At 60.6% G+C, this 14696-nt stretch carries 15 protein-coding genes; 4 read left to right on the top strand and 11 right to left on the bottom strand.

All coding sequences use genetic code 11. The annotated features are described in order from the left end of the window. The first annotated feature begins 42 nt into the window (after window positions 1–42). The 4 genes from AAC599_RS06655 to AAC599_RS06640 are packed head-to-tail and all read left to right on the top strand — an operon-like array spanning window position 43 to window position 4167. Window positions 43–990 carry a MoxR family ATPase gene (locus AAC599_RS06655; protein WP_340149628.1) on the top strand — a complete coding sequence of 316 codons (948 nt, stop codon included), beginning with the start codon at window positions 43–45 and terminating at the stop codon, window positions 988–990. Next, on the top strand, window positions 990–2423 hold the full coding sequence (locus AAC599_RS06650; protein ID WP_340149627.1) for a VWA domain-containing protein: 1434 nt from the start codon (window positions 990–992) through the stop codon (window positions 2421–2423). Before AAC599_RS06655 ends, AAC599_RS06650 begins: the two co-directional genes overlap by 1 nt. Then, complete coding sequence (locus AAC599_RS06645) at window positions 2420–3256, top strand: sulfite exporter TauE/SafE family protein (protein WP_340149626.1); 837 nt, start codon at window positions 2420–2422, stop codon at window positions 3254–3256. The genes AAC599_RS06650 and AAC599_RS06645 overlap by 4 nt, the downstream gene beginning before the upstream one ends. Beyond that, the gene (locus tag AAC599_RS06640; RefSeq protein ID WP_340149625.1) at window positions 3253–4167 is read left to right on the top strand and encodes a DUF1853 family protein; all 915 of its coding nucleotides are present in this window, start codon (window positions 3253–3255) and stop codon (window positions 4165–4167) included. Before AAC599_RS06645 ends, AAC599_RS06640 begins: the two co-directional genes overlap by 4 nt. Here AAC599_RS06640 and AAC599_RS06635 read toward each other — a convergent pair. From AAC599_RS06635 to cpaB, 11 genes are read right to left on the bottom strand one after another with little or no spacing between them, the layout of a single operon-like run. After that, window positions 4126–5445, bottom strand: coding sequence for a TadE/TadG family type IV pilus assembly protein (locus AAC599_RS06635; RefSeq protein ID WP_340149624.1), 1320 nt, complete (start codon window positions 5443–5445; stop codon window positions 4126–4128). The two genes, AAC599_RS06640 and AAC599_RS06635, sit on opposite strands and share 42 nt — an antisense overlap. Beyond that, window positions 5445–6002 carry a hypothetical protein gene (locus tag AAC599_RS06630; RefSeq protein ID WP_340149623.1) on the bottom strand — a complete coding sequence of 186 codons (558 nt, stop codon included), beginning with the start codon at window positions 6000–6002 and terminating at the stop codon, window positions 5445–5447. The genes AAC599_RS06635 and AAC599_RS06630 overlap by 1 nt, the downstream gene beginning before the upstream one ends. Then, a complete protein-coding gene (locus tag AAC599_RS06625) occupies window positions 5992–6486 on the bottom strand; it encodes a TadE/TadG family type IV pilus assembly protein (RefSeq protein ID WP_340149622.1) in 495 nt (164 codons plus the stop codon). The genes AAC599_RS06630 and AAC599_RS06625 overlap by 11 nt, the downstream gene beginning before the upstream one ends. After that, window positions 6483–7304 (bottom strand): tetratricopeptide repeat protein, encoded by an 822-nt coding sequence (locus AAC599_RS06620; protein WP_340149621.1) that lies wholly within the window; start codon window positions 7302–7304, stop codon window positions 6483–6485. Before AAC599_RS06620 ends, AAC599_RS06625 begins: the two co-directional genes overlap by 4 nt. A gap of 1 nt (window position 7305) precedes the next feature. Beyond that, the gene (locus AAC599_RS06615) at window positions 7306–8274 is read right to left on the bottom strand and encodes a type II secretion system F family protein (RefSeq protein ID WP_340149620.1); all 969 of its coding nucleotides are present in this window, start codon (window positions 8272–8274) and stop codon (window positions 7306–7308) included. Beyond that, window positions 8274–9230, bottom strand: coding sequence for a type II secretion system F family protein (locus AAC599_RS06610; RefSeq protein ID WP_340149619.1), 957 nt, complete (start codon window positions 9228–9230; stop codon window positions 8274–8276). Before AAC599_RS06610 ends, AAC599_RS06615 begins: the two co-directional genes overlap by 1 nt. After that, window positions 9227–10582, bottom strand: a complete 1356-nt coding sequence (locus tag AAC599_RS06605; RefSeq protein ID WP_340149618.1) for a CpaF family protein — start codon at window positions 10580–10582, stop codon at window positions 9227–9229. Before AAC599_RS06605 ends, AAC599_RS06610 begins: the two co-directional genes overlap by 4 nt. A 1-nt stretch (window position 10583) precedes the next feature. Further along, entirely contained in the window at window positions 10584–11804 is a 1221-nt protein-coding gene (locus AAC599_RS06600; RefSeq protein ID WP_340149617.1) for an AAA family ATPase, read from the bottom strand. Window positions 11805–11816: 12 nt separating this feature from the next. Beyond that, window positions 11817–12440 carry a hypothetical protein gene (locus tag AAC599_RS06595; protein ID WP_340149616.1) on the bottom strand — a complete coding sequence of 208 codons (624 nt, stop codon included), beginning with the start codon at window positions 12438–12440 and terminating at the stop codon, window positions 11817–11819. Window positions 12441–12457: 17 nt separating this feature from the next. Then, complete coding sequence (locus tag AAC599_RS06590) at window positions 12458–13861, bottom strand: type II and III secretion system protein family protein (protein ID WP_340149615.1); 1404 nt, start codon at window positions 13859–13861, stop codon at window positions 12458–12460. Window positions 13862–13869: 8 nt separating this feature from the next. Beyond that, window positions 13870–14694 carry a Flp pilus assembly protein CpaB gene (gene cpaB, locus AAC599_RS06585; protein ID WP_340149614.1) on the bottom strand — a complete coding sequence of 275 codons (825 nt, stop codon included), beginning with the start codon at window positions 14692–14694 and terminating at the stop codon, window positions 13870–13872. Window positions 14695–14696 lie beyond the last annotated feature (2 nt).

The following is a 14696-nucleotide window of genomic DNA, read 5'->3' as shown; positions in this document are numbered from 1 at the left end:
GCTTATATTGACTGAACAATAATAATAACATGGAACCGATACGTGACACTTATTGATAAAGACCCAGCAACTGCAATTGACCTGATCAAGGCCGGATTTGAGGCCGCGGGTTATATCTGCGATCGCCATATCGCCACTTCTATCTATTTATCGCAGAAGCTGGATAAACCAATCCTTGTGGAAGGGCCTCCGGGCGTCGGCAAGACGGAACTCGCCAAGGCGGCTTCCGAGATACTGGAGGCGCCGCTGATCCGGCTACAATGCTATGAGGGGCTCGACGAATCGAAGGCGCTCTATGAGTGGAAATATGGCAAACAGCTTCTCTATACCCAGATCCTGAAGGAAAAACTTGGGGACCTGTTGGAGGATGCGGTCGGGCTGGAGGCTTCAATGGAGAAGCTCCACCAGTTCGGCGACAGCTTCTATTCCGAAAAATTCCTGGAGGCGCGCCCGCTGTTGCAGGCCCTGAAATCCGAGGTCAAAGCCGTCCTGCTGATCGACGAGATCGACAAGTCCGATCATGAGTTCGAAGCATATTTGCTCGAAATCCTCTCGGACTACCAGATTTCCGTACCGGAAATCGGTACGATCAAGGCAAGAACAAAACCGCTTGTCTTCCTCACCAGCAACAATACCCGGGAAATGAGCGATGCGCTGAAGCGCCGTTGCCTGCATCTTTATATCCCCTTCCCCGATGCGTCGCTGGAACGGCGGATTATCCAGACTCGGGTGCCGGACCTTGAGGAGAACCTCCGTAACCAGCTTGTCTCCTTCGTGCAGCAGCTCCGGACGCAGGACCTCAAGAAACTTCCGGCGGTCAGCGAGACCATCGACTGGGCCCGAACGCTGCTCTTGCTCCATGCCGACAAGCTGGAAGTGGACCTCGTACGCAACACGCTCAACATGCTGCTCAAATTCGAGGAAGATATCGACAACATGCACAGCGAAGTGCCAAAATTCATTGCTGTGGCGCAAAAAGAAACCCGCTGATGGATAAGCCGCTCGCCGATTTTGTGGAAATGCTGCGCTATTCGGATGTTCCCGTATCGATTTCCGAAAGCGTCGATGCCGCCGAAACCGTGCGGATTTTCGGCTATGAGGATCGCGGGCTGCTGAAAACGGCATTGGCGCAGGTTATGGCGAAAACGGTGGAGGAGCATGAAAATTTCGATCGCTGTTTCGATGAATTTTTCAGCTACAACATCAACCCGGATCTGGCGCCAGAGGTTGAGGAAGAAGACCCGTCCTCAGACGAGACGCCATCCGGTCCGCCCGAAACCGACCAGGCCAATGATAACGAGGTTGCGCCCGGCCCGGCCTCCGGCGGCGGCGAAGGCGGCGGCGGCATGTCGGGAGAGCAATCGAGCGGACCCGCGACCTCCCTCCTTGAGCTGCTTGAGCAAAACGACCGGACCGAGCTTGCCATGGCGATGACAGCGGCGGCGAATGCCGCCAACCTTCGCAACATCGTCCTGATGACGCAACGCGGCCTCTATACCCGCCGGATCATGGAGGGAATGGGCCTCGATCAGGTCAACAAGGAAATTTCAAAGAGGAACAAGGAGGGCGATACCGAGGGGGCGGAGCGGCTCGAGGAGCGGCTGGAGCTCCTGTTCGATTCGGTCCGCGACATGGTGGAGCGGCAACTTGCCCTCACCAGCAGCGGCAAGGCCAAGCAGTTCCGGCAGGATATCCTAAAAAATGTCCGCCTCTCCAATATCGAGCAGCGCGATTTCAAGCATATGCGCGATCTCGTCCGGCGCATGGCGAAGCGGCTGACGGATATGAACTCCCGGGTGCGCAAGGTCAAGAATCGCGGCCATCTCGATATCCGCAAGACCATGCGCCGCAATGTCGCCTATGACGGAATCCTGTTCGAAACCCACTGGAAGCAAAAGCACAAGGATCGGCCGAAGGTCATCGCGGTCTGTGATGTCTCCGGCTCCGTCGCTGCGGTGGCAAGGTTTCTCCTCCTGTTTCTCTACAGCCTCAATGAAGTACTGCCGAAAGTCCGATCCTTCGCCTTTTCCGGCACCCTTGGCGAGGTTACCGAGCTGTTCGATCGCTATGGCCCGGAGGAGGCTGTGCCCATGGCCATCGATGAATTTGGTGGCCGGTCAACGGACTACGGGCAGGCCATGATCGATCTGAAGGAACTTGTCTTTGACGAGATCGATAACAAGACGACCGTGATTTTCCTGGGAGACGGCCGCTCCAATGGCTCCGATCCGCGGGCTGATATCCTGAAAGAGATCAAACAGCGGGCGAAGCGGGTCATCTGGCTCAACCCGGAGCGGAAATCGATCTGGGGGTCGGGGGATTCGGAAATGCCACGCATCGCCCCCAACTGCACCACCGCCGAGACCTGCAACTCGCTCAACAAGCTCGAACTGATCATCCGCGATCTTCTGAAAAGCTCATGACTATCTTTGCCGATATTTCCCTGCCGCTGCTCATCGGCCTGATTGCGGGAATGGCGGCAACAGGGATTATCGGCGGCATCCTCGCCGGACTGCTGGGCGTTGGCGGCGGGATCGTGATTGTGCCGGTGCTCTACAACATCCTGCCCTTCTTTGGCGTCGATGACGACATCCGTATTCATGTCGCCATCGGCACTTCGCTTGCCGTGATCATCCCGACCTCCATCTCCTCCGCCCGGTCGCATTACAAGAAGGGTTCGATCGATACGGCGCTGCTCAAGAGCTGGGGGCCGGTGATCTTCATCGGCGTCATCATCGGTACGATCGTCGCCAGCTTTTCGGATGCCGGCATGCTCACCCTCGTCTTTGCCGTGCTGGCGCTTGTCGTGGCCGCGAATATGGCGTTTCGCCCGGAAAACAAGTCTCTTTCCGCCGGACTTCCCAAATCGCCCTTCAAGGAGATGCTCGCCCTTTTTATCGGCGGATTTTCGGCGATGATGGGGATTGGCGGCGGCACCTTCACCGTCCCGATCCTCACCCTTTGCAGCTATCCCATCCGCAGGGCCGTCGGCACCGCCGCCGCCGTCGGGCTGATCATCGCCATACCGGGCACCATCGGTTTCCTGATCTCGGGCCTTGAGGTTCAGAACCTGCCGCCCGGCAATATCGGCTATGTCAATATTCTGGGCTTTCTGGTGATCTTTCCCATGGCCACCCTGTTCGCGCCGGTCGGCGCCCGTATCGCCCACAGGATCAACGCGGGGCTTCTCAAGAAGACCTTCGCCTTCTTCCTGTTCGTCACCTCCCTTCGCATGTTCTACAGCCTGTACGGATGATGCCGGACGGTACGCCCGCCATACCGCCCTTTTCCTTACGTGATCTTCAATGGGTGATCACCTCGCCCTTCCTGCTCAAACATCGCGCAGAACCGGAACTTGCCCATCATCCGGAAACCGCCCTGCTTCTGGAGCGGCTGGCGACGGATCCCGCGCCCCTGCTCAGCCACCTTGCCGCGACGCCGCGCCTCAATCTCGGGCGCTATTTCGAGCAGCTGGTGATTTTCTGGCTGAACAATCTTCCCTCAGTCGAGGTCATCGGCAGCAATATCCGGATCTACCGGGACAGGCGCAGCCTCGGCGAGCTTGATCTGGTCTTCACCCAGAACGGCAAGGCCTATCACTGGGAGCTGGCCGTCAAATTCTATCTCAATATCGGGAGCGGGCAGGAAGAGGCCGATTTCGTCGGCCCCATGCAGAAAGACACTCTCGCCCACAAGTTCCACCGGATGTATGACCATCAGCTTGCCCTGCCGGCACGACCTGAGACGCGGGAGAAGCTGGAAGCGCTCGGCATTGGAGAGATTACCTCCCACCCCTGGGTCAAGGGATGCCTGTTCCATCCGCTCGGCGCCACTCAAAGGCTTCTGCCATCGCGGATTGCGGATGACAGCCTGAGCGGAGGCTGGCTGACGATCAGAGAGTTGCAGAGCCCCCGCTTTAAGACGGTCGTTCGCTTCCTGCCGCTGGCGAAGAAACGCTGGATCACACCGGAATTTCACGCGGGCGAAACAATGGAAGGCGGCGCCGACGATCTGGCCAACTATCTCACCCGGCAGTTTGAATCGAGACCGGCGCCGCAACTTGTCGCCCTGAAAAATGGCAACAAAACCGAGCGCTGTTTCATTGTCCCTGAGGGCTGGCCCGAGCTATCCCGGAAAACGGACGATGGTCAGGAAGCGGGCGATTGACTGAAAAGCCTGGTTCAGCCCCGCCGCATCCGTCACCCTGAAATAATGCCCGGCGGTGCTGGCACAGCCTTGCAGGAGAGTGGAGGTCGCCGCCGGGGCGAAATAATCGATGGTATAGAGATGGATGCCGTTGCCTTTCATCCGCGCGCAGGTATCCGCAAGGCGCGTATTCTCCGATATGTCGCTGGCGACGGAACTTGCGAGCAGCAGCGCCACCTTCTCGATTATCGTATCATCATAGGCCGCCGGGATGGTGCTATCGCCGGTCCAGACCCCCTGCCATTGCGGCGATAGCAGCCGTTCCGCCCACAGCATCCCCCGGCCATAGGCGGCATCGCCATTACCGCCAAGACTGCTGAGGGCGCCGAGCAGCGTCGCCCCGTCACCGAGCGGCAAGATCCGCTCCTCCCGGCAGTCCGCCGTTGTTACATTGGTAAAATGCGGAAGGCCGAGAGGCGGTGTCGACATTGAAGACAGGCTGAGGACAAGCGGAAACCGCGCAAGACCCGGCGGCGTATCATTCTCCCCCACCGGTCCGCTCCGCGGGGAGACGCACCATCGATCTTCGGCGAGCAGGCCCATCCATCCCGTGGTTCCCGGAATGACCGGCGGCAGGCTCAGGGGCCAGCTTCCACTCTCGATCCAGTCCGAATGCGGCGCGACATTGACCATGGCATTGCCGAAGGGAACAAAGCCCCATTTCACACCTGCGCCTTGCGGCACCTCCGCCTCCATAGCCGAGATAAAGGCACTCGCGGCGGTCCTGACCTCCGCCAGCCGGCCGGAGTTTTCCATCGCATCGGACGCCTCCAGAACGAGGGCGACCTCCGCCTCCGGCCTTTCCTGACGGGCGGTGATGCGCGCCGAAACCGTGACATCATCCATGAAGTTCAGCGCCCGCAAGAGGGTTGTCGGGACCGTCGCGCTGCTCTCGACCGTCACCTCGCCCGTCTCCAGATCAGGGGTCAGGGTAACGGCGGGAGGCACAGCGGTCGCACTCGCATAGTTGAGCAGGCTGGCGCCCGCGAAATTGGCGCGGACCATATCCACCGCGAGCTGCTCCACCGCCGGGATATCCAGAAAACGCAGGTTCTTTGCGGCGGCGACGGCGGCCATCTCCGTCGCCAGGGCAAGACGTGATTTCGCGGCAAAAAACCGCGAGGCATCGATGGCAAAGGCGATCCCGCCGAGGACAATGAACAATGTCAGCGTAAAAATAAGCAGCGCCGCGCCGTCCTCGGACTGGCTGAAGCGGCGGAGCACGGCGCGGGCCCTCATCAACCCAGGCTGCGGACAGCCGCCTTCCGCCCGACGGCAAGCGCCCGGCCATGCAGCGTGAAACCGGTCACGTTGAGAAAGCTGGAGAGGAAGAAGCCCTCCGCCGGGGTAACGCAGAGATCGACCAGAATGAACTGAAGCGTGGCCCCGTCACCGGGCGCGGGCAAGGCCGGTGACGCCGGGGCGCAGGCAAGCCCGCCATTTGACCGGCTCCGGCTCCAGAGAATAATCGCGCTGCCGTCCTCGGAGAGCTCCAGTGCCGACAAATCAACCCGGATCGCCGCCGGGAACCCGCTTTCACCAATCACGCCCGCCGCTGCCGCCAGAACCGTATCGAAATCCGCCTCGATCAACCCGGATTTAAGCGACAGATCATCCGCCATCAGGGCGGCCACCCGGTCCGTCGTCCGGGTCAGTTGCACAATATGCGCAAGGGTCACACCCGCGAGCAGCAGGAACATGATCGCCGGGACGATCAGCGCCACCTCAACCGCCAGGCTGCCCCGCTGATCCCGGAGAATGCTTTTTTGATTATTTTTCAGCGTGTTATCGGCCATTGTTGATAACCATGATCGACGACTGGACAAGTTCGCCTGTCTCATAGAAGAAATTCGCAAAGGGCGTCGTCAGCGGCACCGCATAGTCAAGACGGATGGCGGTCACCGCTTCGGGCAGGCCGATCAGGGCGCCGCCCGCTGTCTCGCTCACAAACGCCGGAAGGTCGTCATAGGAAAGGACGGACAGGCTGAGCCGGGATGTATCGATCAATCCACCGCCGAGGTTCGAGGACAGCGACGATAACTGCCCCTGAAGCGCTGCTTCCGTCAGCAGGGCGCGTGCCGCCGGAGTTGTTTCATATTTCAGGCTGCCCGCAAGCTCGACGCCGAGCTGATCGACAAGGCCGCGGGCGAGTAGAACCCGGCTGATGTCGATCGCGGCGAAGACAATGGCAAAGACAATCGGCAGCAGGATGGCAAGCTCAACGGCGAGCGAGCCCCGCTCCTCCCGCAATCGCGCGTATGTCTGGAGCGGCAGCGTCACGAGTGGGTTTCCTCCACCATGCGCGGACCGACAAGCAATCGCCGGAGCAGGCTCGTATCCTCCATCCGCCGGACTTGCCGATAGAATCGGAGGTTATTCTCCACCGTCGGATGGTCGAGGTCGAGCCGGGCAATCCGCGCCGCCGACGCCTCATCCCCGGCAAGGCCGTAGGCCATGGCGAGATTCTGGCGGATCACCGCCGTCGATTTCGGGGTGAAGGCAAGCGGCGCGAGGGCCTTGATGGCCGCGTCATATTCCCCCGCCATCAGATAGGAAAGCGCGAGGTTGTTGCGGATGCCCATATCGTCCGGCGCGATCATCAGGGCACGGCTATAATTCTCCCGCGCCTGTTGATGAGCACCGGCCATATCGAGCGCAATGCCGCGCCCGCTCAGCGCCTCTATATTCTCGCCGTCAATCTCGGTGCATTTGGCAAAATACAGATCAGCCGTTTCCGGCCGGTAAAGAGAGAGGTTGGCGCGGCCGAGCCCGAGACAGGGGCGGACATCCTCCGGCGTCAAGGCTTCCAGATTTTCAAAGACGGTGACGGCCTCCTGCGGCGCTCCGGCCTTGAGATAGGTTTCCCCCAACCGATAGAGAACCGGCTCGTCAAAGCGGTTCTTGGTCAGGATTTTCTGATATATATCAATGGCCGCCGGGAAATTACCGGACTCGACCGATATATCCGCGATTTTGAGGGCCCGCTCCCGCGCGGCCTTATCCTCGAACAGGGTTTGCGCATCCAGATCACCCTCCGGCATGGCGCAGCCGGAGAAGATTGCGGCAATCAGGGCCAGAAGCAATAGTCGGCACAGCATATTATCCTCCAATCGTTCGCATCATCAACGCAAAGCCGGGCCCGGCGGAAATGGCCACGACCGGTGGCAAGATAAAAAGAATGAGGGGGACGCTCAGCAGCGCGGGCATCCGGGACGCGTTATTCTCCAGCTCCAGTATGGCCATTTTCCTGTTCTCCATCGCCACCGCCTTCAGCGCCCCGGTGATCGAGGTGCCATAGCGTTCCGCCTGACGCAGCGACAGCACGAGATATTTCAGGCTTTTCGACGCCGTGCGATCGGCAAGATTGGTGAGCGCCATGGATTTATCGGGCAGGATCCGAAGCTCGCTTAAGGTAATCTTCATCTCGGCGGCAACCTCCGGCGCGAAGGGCTCCAACCCCTCGATGGTGCGGACAAGCGCGGTCTCGAGGGTCAGCCCCGCCTCGACACAGAGGATAAGCAGATCGATCATATCGGGCATCGCCCGTTCGATCCGCCTGCGCCGCTGCCGGATGCGAAATTTCAGCAGCATGTTGGGCAAGAAACTCCCGCTGATCCCGGCGGCGAGAACAAGGGCGGCGGTGATCAGAGGTCCGAACTGATCCGCCAATGCCGCATCGAACAGGAGTGCCGCCAGAAACGCCTCCAGGCAGAAACAGAGGATTCGCGCGATATAAAAAGGGCGGCGGTATTTTCCGGGATCATAGCCCGCCCGGATGAGCCGCCGGTTGAGACCCCGGCTTCCGATCAGGCCGGAGAGGACGGACGCCGTTGTCTTGCCCGCGCGCACCTCCGGCTCCTTCTCTTTTTCAAGATCGATCCGGAGTGGCACGTCGCGCTTTCTTGCAGGTACTGGCTTATCCAGCAGAACCCCGCCGAGCCGACGATCGACAAGTTCCGTCTTTTTTGCCCGGACGGCGGCAATGAACAGGAGACCCGCCAGCAGAAAGCAGAGCGCCATCATCGCCAGCAGCACAACCTCCTCCCCTGTATCGATCCGGATGTCCATTATTTCAATGTCCCCAGCAGGCGGGAGATGATGAAAAACCCGAAGAGGATGCTGATGGCGGAATAGATCAGCAGGTTCTGGCCCAGCGGGTCCACGAAAAGGAATTCCAGCTGCGCCCGGTTGGTGATCGACATGATGAGCAGTATTACCCCCGTCACGCCGGTCACGATGCGCGCCGACATGCGCGCTTCCGATGTCAGCGCCCGCGCTTTCAAGGCCTGCGCCCGCCGGTCACGCAGCACCTGCGCCAGATTTTCGAGCACCTCCGCATACTGCCCGCCGGTGCGCCGTTGCAGGATCAGGGTCGTCGCCATGAATTGCAGTTCTTTCACCCCGATAGAGCGAACGGTCGCGTCAAGCGCGGTTTCAAGGTCGATACCGATCGCGAGCTTCTCGGCGAGAATGCGAAAAGTGCTGCCCACCGGGTCCGGCATCTCCCGCGCGATGACCTGAAAATTCTCCTGCAGGGACATGCCGACGCGGGCGCCACGGATAATGATGTCGATAGCCTCCGGCAACTGCTCGACAAACCGCTGCTGGCGGGCCCTGCGCCGGTATATCCGAAAGGAGATCACGGCGGCGGTAAGGAGGACACCGCCGAGAAGGAGGGAACCTGTAATGAGAGGGAAACCAACAAAACCCGCAATCAGAAGCGCGCCAACAAGGCCGGACGCGAGCAGCAGCATGCCGAGGCGCGAGGTAATCTTTTCGCGCCAGTTTCGCGCTGGAATCTCCGCAGTATAGAGCGTCGTCATCTCCGGCAGCGGCGTGAGCGGCACCGGCGTCGCTTCGCGCATCCCCTGCAACCCGGTAAGCCGCGCGGTCAATATCCGGCTCCGCCTGCCGATCTGACGATGGGCAAACAGCAAGAGAATAATCCCGCTCAGCAGGAAAACGGCGAAGGCCGTTAGCGGCAGCCATTCTGAGACGGGCAGCATGTTGAGTTCCGGCATCATGGCAAAAGCACCTCCTGCAGCTCCGGGAGAAGACCGAATTTCGCGACCTTTTCCTCGAAATGCGGACGGGCACCGGTGTAGTGAAAGCCCGCCCCAGTGGCCTGACCGCCACCCTCCCCCGCGCCTCTATAGTCAAACAAGGTCTGACTGGTAATGACATCCCCTTCCAGGGCGACAATTTCCGAGATATTACGGATAAAGCGGCGGCCGTCCGGCCCGCGCTCCACATGGATGACAAGGTCGAGGGCGCTCGCAATCTGCTGCCGCGCACCCCGGCTCTGATAATTGGCGAGACTTGAGAGCATCAGGTTCTCAAGGCGCAGCAAGGCATCGCGCGCACTGTTGGCATGGATGGTGGACATGGACCCGTCATGCCCCGTGTTCATGGCCTGCAACATGTCATAGACTTCCGCGCCGCGAACCTCGCCGATAATGATACGGTCAGGGCGCATGCGCAGGCTGTTGCGAAGCAGATCACGCTGCGAGACTTCGCCGCTCCCCTCGCTGTTGCGCTGGCGTGTCTCGAGGCTGACCACATGCGGGCGCTGCAGGGCGATTTCCGCCGCATCCTCGATGGTGACAATCCGCTCATTCTCATCGATCAGGCCGGAGAGCGCGTTCAGCAGCGTCGTCTTGCCCGACCCGGTCCCGCCGGAGACAAGGATGTTAAGGCGGCAGCGCGCCGCGATCTTGAGGAACCGGTTCATTGCCGGGGAAAAGGCGCGGCCCGCGCACAGCTCATCCAGCCCCATGACGTCTTTCGAGAATTTCCGGATCGAGATGATCGTGCCATAGACGGAGAGCGGCGGCGCAATCACATTGACGCGGCTGCCGTCTTTCAAGCGGGCATCGACCATGGGGTTTGCCTCATCCACCCGACGCCCGACGGAGGCCGCAATCCGCCGCGCAACCTCCAGTACATGATTGTCATCGCGGAACTTGTAGGCCGTCAGTTCCAGACGGCCCGCCCGCTCGACATAGACGGTGTCCGGCCCGTTCACCAGAATATCCGTCACCTCCGGATCGCCAAGCAGGGTCTCGATCGGGCCGATACCGACGATATCGTCGAACAGCTCCCGCGCGATGGCGCCCTGCTCCTTGCCGTTGAGCTGAAGCCTGCCTTCATCGACAATTTTCGAGACAGCCTCGGTAATCCGTAAAGAAAGCTGTTCCGGCGCCATGCTGGAGGCGGCGGTCGGGTCGATCCGGTTATAGAACTGCTGGCGGACCCTTTCGACCAGTTCCGCCGGGACGCGGGCGGTGCGGTCCGTCGCGGTCGGCGCCCCGATGAACGCATCTTCCGTCTCGGCCAGCCCTGCCATCTCACCCATATCGGATTTCCGGCCGAACATCTCAGCCTCCCATCAGGCCGGCGAGCCAGCCATGGCGGCGCTTCGCATCCCCCTGCCCGACCAGCTCCGCGGCCAGCCGCTGATAGGCATCGGTTATCGGCGACTTCCGGCGGGCGACCGGCTCCCCGTTGAGGCTGGCGAGCGCGAGCTTCTTCCTGTCGAAGGGAATGACCAGATCGACCGGATGATCGATAAATTCGGTGATCTTATCGAGCGGCACATCGGCCCGCCCGCCCGGCCGCACCCGGTTGAGAATGACCAGTGTTTTTTGGGCCTCGGCCCCTTTCTCAAGTAATTTGAGAATACGGGCGGCATCGCGCACGGCAGCGAGCGACGGATCCATCACCAGCAACCGGACATCGGCGGCCTGAAGGACCTCCATGGCGACGGCGGGCCGTCCCCGGTCAACATCCTGAATAATGAAGTGGAAGCGATTGCGTAAATGCTGCATCAGGGCGGCAACGGCGGCGGCGTCATAATCCTGATTTGTCTCAAACGCAGCCTCGGAAGCGAGGAGCTTCAGCCTCTCTTCCACCTCCAGCAGGGCGCGGTCGACAAAGACGTTATCGATACGGTCCGGCCCCGTCAGCAGTTCCGCAAGCCCCGAGGACGACTCCATCCCCAATTCAAGGGCCAGCGTCCCGCCGGAGAGATCGAAATCGGCCAACACCACATGGCGGTTATGGATATTGGCAAGCAGCCACCCGGTATTGACCACGGTCGTGGTGGCCCCAACACCCCCGCGCACCCCATGGACGGCGATGGTCTTGCCGGTCCTCTGGTCGGCGCGGCGGGTGGTGCCCTGCCCGCTGGCCCGGGCAACTGCCTTATAAAGGAGGTCGGACGGCACCGGCTTGACCAGATAATCCGTCACCCCGATGTCGATGAGATCGCGATAGAGCCCGACATTATCCCGCGTGCCCAGCACCACCACATTGACCTGCGGCGGGCTGATATCCGCAAGGGCCTGCAACTCCGACAGCGGCAAAGGAGTGTCGGAGATATCGACAATCAATATCTCCGGCATGGCTGTCGTTTCATACGCCTGGATGGCATCTGCAATGGAGCCCCGGACGATACGGGCCTTGCCATAGCCCCATTTGGGGAGCAATTCATTGAGTTGCTTTTCCGTCTCCCGGTCGGCAATGAAGGCGGCGGCGGTCACCGACGGCGCGTCGCTTGCCGGAAAGGTCACGATTTCGGGTGTCTGTCGCTTAGCCATTTTGTCCGTCCCCTATTTCGTGCGCTCTGGAAAGGGTCTCGGCGCAGCGTTCTGCCATGTTGTCACCGCCTTGACATCCGGCCCTGCAAGAGCGGGGGCAAGCGACCGGCCCTGCCGCCAGTCGTCGGGACGCGCGAGGCTGAGCATCCGGTTCCGCTCGACCGCACAACCGAAGCCCGGCGATGTCATGGCGATGTGATCGAGCTTGCGGAAGGAAAGATCGGTGCCGCAATCGGCCAGCCGGTAGTAGTAATAGGTCACCCTGACGGTCAGCGCCGCCGCCGTGGGGCTTTCGGGCGCCGGGTTTATCTCGATATCGCTGGAACGCGCAAGGCCGGATTGTTGCAGCCTCTCCATCAGCAACGCCTCATCCATACGGCTGTTATTCAGGCGAAAATGGGCATATCCTGGCGGATCGCGGACGAGATCATTCAGAAAATCCGAAAAGGAGAGCCCGTCATGCGCCCGGAGGTCGCCATCAGTCCCTTGCGGCGAGAAGGAAATGAGATAGCTTTTACTCTCGGCCCCGTTCTTGCCCTGACTGACCGGCAGCGTCGTGGGGTTTTGCGGCGCGGTGCAGGCGCCAAGCGCGGGAAACGCAAGCAGAAGAAGCACGGCGGCTGTGAATATTTTCATGCTATCCCCCATCCAGCTTAATAAATATACCCAACCGGGCCTTTGAGGGTCAGTCCGCCTTGCCCCGACCCACCCGGAATTTCGGGTGCGAGGGCTGGCCGGGCCAGTGTCCCCTCGGTCATTTTCTCGACAATGCCGGTCGGGCGGTAGCCGTCCGTCGGGGTGGCGAGGGCGACATTCTCGCGCGGCTTCACGATATTGGCCGTGGCGATGATCACCAGCTCGGTCTCCATATTCTGATAGCGGGTGGAGCGGAACAGCGGCCCCAGGATCGCGAGATCGGCGAGCCAGGGCACTTCATTGACAATATTCCGGGTCTGGTTCTGCAACAGTCCGGCAACGGCGAAGCTCTGACCGCTCGCAAGCTCGATGGTCGCCTCCGTCCGGCGCACGGCAATGCCGGGAATCTGGAAATTACTGATGACAACCGAGCCGACCTCGGAAATCTCGCTCACTTCCGGCCGGATATGGATACTGATCCGCTGATCGGAGAGGACCGTCGGCGTGATATCGAGGATGACGCCGAATTTCTTGAACTCGATTGTCACCTGTTCGTCGTTGGCGGACACGGGAATGGGAAACTCCCCGCCCGCAAAAAAACTAGCGGTCTCACCGGAGCGGGATGTCAGATTGGGTTCCGCCAGAACCGTCAGCAGATTTTCCTCCGCCAGGGCGTCAATCACGACGGACGCAGAGCCGCTGCTCCCCTGATATCCCAGAAAGCCGCTGCCCCCGACACGGCTGTTGAAGGAATTTGGAATGAACAGATTACCAACGGTGGTCGGCCAGCGGTTGGTGATCAGCCCGATCGCCAGCGATCCCGGATTCAGCAGCACATCCCAGTTGATCCCGAGATTTTTTGTCGCCTCCCGGTTCATCTCGACAATACGCACACGGATATTCACCTGCGACGGGGCCAGCATCTCCAGGCGGTTGACGATTTCCTCCCCTTCCGAGAGAAACCCTCTTACAACAGAAACGATCTGTTCCGCCTGAACCGGTGTCTGCGCCAGCCCCGAGAGCAGAATACGGCCGGGCGTCGACTGGACTGCCAGCTTATTTCCCGGGAACTGTTCCTTCAGCAGTACCGACAGTGTCTCAAGATCGCGGGTTATCGTGACCGACTGATCGAAGATTGCCCGCCCGTCCGCGCCAAGCGCCATGATATGGGTCCGCCCCGGGGCCTTGCCGAAGATGAACAGGCCGTTGGCGGCAGTCACCTGGACATCGGCGATGGCCGGATTGGTCACCAGAACTTCCGTCACCGGCGTTTTCAGGGGAAAGAGCCGCCCCTGATTGACCTCAAGCGACAGGCTCTCCTGACCCTCCGTCTCCGTCGCCTGACCCCGGGGCGGCGAAAACAGCAGAAGCACGCCCAGCATCAGCACCAGCAGTCCGATTTTTCTGACAGGATGGTTCATGGCGTGCCTTATTGACCTCCGCCTGTGAGGGTGAGGACCTTCGTCTCGCCGCCGCGGAATATCCGGACTTCCCTTGCCGTATTTTGTACAACAGGACGGGGCGATGATTTCAGCTCCGGAAAGAGATCGCTTGCAGAGAAGGCAGCGACATCCGCTGTGCTTCGGGGTGCGTCACCATTAGTTTCCCCGCGCAGGGAAACCTTAAGGCGGCCGATTGTCTCCGCGACCGATACCAGCTCAACATCCGCGGGAGAGAGCGCCAGCGTGAGGGAGCCTGAAGCACCTGTTCCTGTTCCGACAACGCGCACGCTCTCTAGTATGGTTTTGACGACCGTCTCCCCGTCCCCGACACTGCCCGCAGGCGCCTTGTAGGTCAGGATGAGATCAATATGGTCCCCGGCGCGAAGATCGCCGAACTCCCCGGCATTGTCGATGGCCACGGGGCGCGCACGCATCCCTTCCGTCAGCAGCGCCTTCATATACTCGGGGTCCGTCGGCAGAACGAGGCGCGCTTTTTCAAGAAAGGCGCCTTTAGGCAAGTCCCGGGTGAGAACGGCACCCGACCAGTCTGCCAGTTCAGCCTCTCCTTTCAGCAACAGCCTTCCCGCTGGGATATCCTCCGGTACGGGACGCCACATCAGCATGTCTTTTTCCAGAATGTTGCCGTTTTTCACGGGTCGCGTCAGGCTCAGCGCATATTGCTCCGGCGCCTTCGTAGGCGCCAGCAGGGAAACGGGCGGCTGCGCCCCGTCCTCGAAAAGAAACATATTCCCGAGATAGGCGGCGGAACCGAGAAACAGGGCGGACAGGAGAATGAAGATAAAGCTTTTCATGC

Origin of the sequence: uncultured Sneathiella sp., from assembly GCF_963976355.1 — a bacterium.
Lineage (GTDB): Bacteria > Pseudomonadota > Alphaproteobacteria > Sneathiellales > Sneathiellaceae > Sneathiella.
The sequence above is the reverse complement of the archived record's forward strand: the minus strand, read 5'-3'. Positions and strand labels throughout refer to the sequence as shown.